Below are 3,824 nucleotides of genomic sequence, written 5' to 3' on the forward strand. Positions count from 1 at the left end.
GCCGCCCCCGGCCGGAACTCCGGCCGGGGGCGGTTCTACTCTGGTGCGGGCGCATCGGTACGAAGTAGGAGAGAGCGGATGGACCACGGCGGTCACGGCATGATGATGATGGATCTGCCGCCGTTCACGCTGGGACGGGGCCTGGAGTTCAGCGGCGACGCCTTCTTCGTGATCGGCTGCTTGCTGGGGCTCGCGCTCTACGGCTGGGCCGTGGTGCGGCTGCGGCGGCGCGGGGACGCGTGGCCGGTGGGGCGCACGGTCTCGTACGTCATCGGCGTGCTGACGGTGGCGCTGGTGATGTGCACCAAGCTCAACGACTACGGCATGGTCATGTTCAGCGTGCACATGGTGCAGCACATGGTCATCAGCATGCTCTCCCCCATTCTGATCCTGCTGGGCGCGCCGGTGACGCTGGCGCTGCGGGCGCTGCCGACGGCGGCGCGCGGCCGGAAGGGTCCGCGCGAATTGCTGGTGGCGCTGCTGCACAGCCGGTATATGCGGGTCATCACGCACCCGGTATTCACGATTCCGCTGTTCATCGCGAGCCTTTACGGGCTGTATTTCACACCGATCTTCGATTTCCTGATGGAGAGCAGGACGGGGCACATCGCGATGATGGTGCACTTCCTCGCGGTGGGTCTGGTGTTCTTCTGGCCGATCATGGGCGTCGACCCCGGGCCGCACCGGCCGGGCTATGTGATGCGGATGCTGGAGCTGTTCGCGGGCATGCCGTTCCACGCGTTCTTCGGCATCGCGCTGATGATGGCGTCGGAGCCGATGATCGGCACGTATATGCATCCGGCGGCCTCGCTCGGCGTCGATCCGCTCTCGGACCAGATGGCGGCGGGCGGCATCGCCTGGGCGTTCAGCGAGATCCCCTCGGTGGTCGTGCTGATCGCGCTGGTCTTCCAGTGGTACAAGTCCGAGCAGCGGCAGGCGCGGCGCTCGGACCGGATGGAGGCGCGCAGCGGGGACCAGGAGCTCGCGGCGTACAACGCGTATCTCGCGACGCTCCAGGCACGCGGCGGCCAGTAGCCGTCTGGCGGTGAGGACCGCGGCGGGGTGACGATGGTCCCCTGACCGCGGTCCTCGCGTTTTCGCCGCCGGGCCGCCTTGAGGAGGTGCGGGACATGCCCGGATCTGCACGGATGATGGCCGGGATGACGGTGGGCGGCCTGGTCGTGGTGACCGGCTACAGCGTGGCGCTGGGCAGCAACGGCTGGCTGTGGTTCACCTGGGTCGTACTGGGGCTGCTGACGGTGGGGGTGGTGGTGGCACGCGGAAACTGAGGCCGCCGGAGGCCGGCTGGTTCGTACGGTGCGGTACGCGGGTACGTCCGGCCCCTCCCCCGCCGGCCGCGGCGGGACTACTCTGCGTCGGCACCGGGACGAGGGGGAAGGCGGCCGTCGTGTTCTATCAGCTGCTCAAATGCGTGTTCCTGGGGCCACTGCTCAGGCTGTTGTTCCGGCCGAGAATCGAGGGGATCGACCATATTCCGGCCGAGGGTGCGGCGATTGTCGCCGGAAATCATCTGTCGGTCTCCGACCATTTCCTGATGCCGGTGATCCTGCCCCGCAGAATCACCTTCCTGGCGAAGTCGGAGTACTTCACGGGCCGGGGCGTGCGGGGGCGGCTCACGGCGGCTTTCTTCCGCGGGATCGGGCAGATCCCGGTGGACCGCTCCGGCGGCAAGGCGTCCCAGGGCGCGCTGCGCTCGGGGCTGGCGGTGCTGCGCAAGGGCCGGCTGCTGGGCGTCTATCCGGAGGGCACGCGGTCGCACGACGGGCGGCTGTACAAGGGGCGTACGGGCGTCGCGGCGATGGCCCTGCGGGCGCGGGTGCCGGTGGTGCCGTGCGCGATGGTCGGCACCTTCGAGATCCAGCCGCCGGGCCGGGCGATGCCGCGGATCAGGCCGGTGACGATCCGCTTCGGCGAGCCGCTGGACTTCTCGCGGTTCGCGGACCTCGACGACGAGCACCTCGCGCTGCGGGCCGTGACCGACGAGATCATGTACGCGATCCTGCGGCTCTCCGGGCAGGAGTACGTCGATCAGTACGCGACCGAGGCGAAGAAGGCCGACCAGGCGCGGCGCTCCGGGCGCCCATTGCGCTGACGGCGAATCAGCGCACGGCGTAAGGGGATGGGCGCGGCGCTCGCGGGGCCCGTACCGTCCCGGCCATGGCGAACGGAAGCGTATTCGTGCTCGGGGCGACCGGGCAGATCGGACGGGCCGCGGTGCGCGCGCTCGCGGCGGACGGGTGGCACGTGCGGGCGGCGTCGAGGAGCGCCGGCAGGGACGATGGCTGGCCCGGGGACGTGCAGTCGGTGGCAGTGGACCGGGAGGACGACGCGGCGCTCGCGGCGGCCCTCGGGGACGGCTGCGACGTGCTGGTGGACTGCGTCGCGTACGGGCAGGGGCACGCGCGGCAGTTGCTGGGGCTGGCGGACCGCATCGGGTCGGCCGTGGTGATCTCCAGTGGCGCGGTGTACGAGGACGACACCGGCCGGAGTTTCGACACACAGGGCGAACCGGACGGCTTCCCCGCCTACCCGGTGCCGATCCCCGAGTCGTACCGTACGGTCGCGCCGGGCGATCTGACGTACGGGACGCGGAAGGTGGCGCTGGAGCGGGAGCTGCTGGCGGCCGGCGACCGGCTGCCGACGACTCTGCTGCGGGCGGGCGCCGTCCACGGCCCGCACAGCCGGCTGTCCCGGGAGCTGTACTTCGTGAAGCGGGCGCTGGACGGGCGTCCGGTGCGGGTGCTGTCCTGGCGCGGCGAGAGCCGCTTCCACACCGTTCATGTCGACAATCTCGCGGAGCTGGCACGGCTCGCGGCGGGTCGGCCCGGGTCACGGGTGCTGAACGCCGGCGACCCCGAGGCGCTGTCGGTGGCGGAGATCTCGGCGGCGGTCGACACGGTGGCGGGTGTGAAGAGCGAGACGGTGCTGGTCGACGGGGCGCCCCCGCGGCCGGGCCTCGGGGAAACGCCGTGGAGCGTGGCGCGGCCGGTGGTGCTGGACATGTCGGCGGCCGAACGCGAGCTCGGCTACCGGGCGGTGACGGGGTACGCCGAGTCGCTGCCCCGTACGGTGGAGTGGCTGGCCGGGGAGCTGGCGGGCCGGGACTGGCGTGAGGCGTTCCCGCTGATGGCCGAGCTCGATCCGGACGACCGGCTCTTCGGCTACGCGGCCGAGGACGACTGGCTCAACGCCACTCGCGCCAGGGCCATTTGAAGTTCCGCATGAGCCGCACATGGCCGAAGACGGACCGCCCGGTGATGCGCACCACCGGGCCGTCCGCGCCCCCTTCGGGGGTCTTGCCGGGGAGGGAGCGCTTGCCGAAGAGGGCGGTGCCGGTGTCGTAGACGCGGGCCTCGTCGGGGAGCAGAATCTCGATCTTGCCGCAGAAGGAGTTGGCCTCGATGACGACCTCGCGGCGGGTGAAGACGGCGTGCCGCAGGTCGAGGACGACCGCGCCGAAGCGGGCGTGCACGACGGAGTGCGGGGGCACGGGCAGTTGGCCGCCGCGCCGGATCTTGCTGAAGAGGGCGGTGACGGGCTCCGTACCGGCGGGGTCGGCGAGGGCGCGGCCGGGCTCGGGGGCGGGCAGGTCCGCGGTGAGCGGGACGAGTTCGGCGCGGATGCGGGCCTGGTAGACGGCTTCCAGGCGGTCGGAGTGCTCGTCGGCGGAGATGCGGCCGAGGGCGAGCGCGTCGGAGAGGAGGGCCGCTGCGGCGTCGCGCTCCTGGTCGGAGGCGCGGACGGCGGGAGCCTCGGCGGCGAGGTCGCGCCCGGCGGTGCGGTCGCGGGCGAGGTCGCGGCGC

Annotated in this window: 5 protein-coding genes; 4 read left to right on the forward strand and 1 reads right to left on the reverse strand. The window is 71.8% G+C overall.

All coding sequences use genetic code 11. From position 1 onward, the window contains the following. Nucleotides 1-78 precede the first annotated feature (78 nt). The 4 genes from ACFU99_RS36695 (at nucleotide 79) to ACFU99_RS36710 (ending at nucleotide 3,234) form a co-directional block, all read left to right on the forward strand. On the forward strand, nucleotides 79-1,035 hold the full coding sequence (locus tag ACFU99_RS36695; RefSeq protein WP_384400891.1) for a cytochrome c oxidase assembly protein: 957 nt from the start codon (nucleotides 79-81) through the stop codon (nucleotides 1,033-1,035). A gap of 95 nt (nucleotides 1,036-1,130) precedes the next feature. Beyond that, nucleotides 1,131-1,289 (forward strand): hypothetical protein, encoded by a 159-nt coding sequence (locus ACFU99_RS36700; RefSeq protein ID WP_384400893.1) that lies wholly within the window; start codon nucleotides 1,131-1,133, stop codon nucleotides 1,287-1,289. Between the two features lie 119 nt (nucleotides 1,290-1,408). Continuing rightward, nucleotides 1,409-2,113, forward strand: coding sequence for a lysophospholipid acyltransferase family protein (locus tag ACFU99_RS36705; RefSeq protein ID WP_384400896.1), 705 nt, complete (start codon nucleotides 1,409-1,411; stop codon nucleotides 2,111-2,113). 65 nt (nucleotides 2,114-2,178) lie between these two features. Then, nucleotides 2,179-3,234: an NAD-dependent epimerase/dehydratase family protein gene (locus ACFU99_RS36710; RefSeq protein ID WP_384400899.1), complete on the forward strand. Its 1,056-nt coding sequence runs from the start codon at nucleotides 2,179-2,181 to the stop codon at nucleotides 3,232-3,234. Here the strand turns inward: ACFU99_RS36710 and ACFU99_RS36715 are convergent. After that, a partial coding sequence (locus ACFU99_RS36715; RefSeq protein ID WP_384400902.1) for a DUF1707 domain-containing protein occupies nucleotides 3,206-3,824 on the reverse strand: 619 nt, incomplete at its 5' end. The genes ACFU99_RS36710 and ACFU99_RS36715 overlap by 29 nt on opposite strands.

Source organism: Streptomyces sp. NPDC057654 (assembly GCF_042800135.1).
Lineage (GTDB): Bacteria > Actinomycetota > Actinomycetes > Streptomycetales > Streptomycetaceae > Streptomyces.

Excerpts from the sequence above, each read along its gene's own strand:
- ACFU99_RS36710 (WP_384400899.1), top strand. The coding sequence starts at position 2,179 with ATGGCGAACGGAAGCGTATTCGTGCTCGGGGCGACCGGGCAGATCGGA.
- ACFU99_RS36700 (WP_384400893.1), top strand. The coding sequence starts at position 1,131 with ATGCCCGGATCTGCACGGATGATGGCCGGGATGACGGTGGGCGGCCTG.
- ACFU99_RS36695 (WP_384400891.1), top strand. The coding sequence starts at position 79 with ATGGACCACGGCGGTCACGGCATGATGATGATGGATCTGCCGCCGTTC.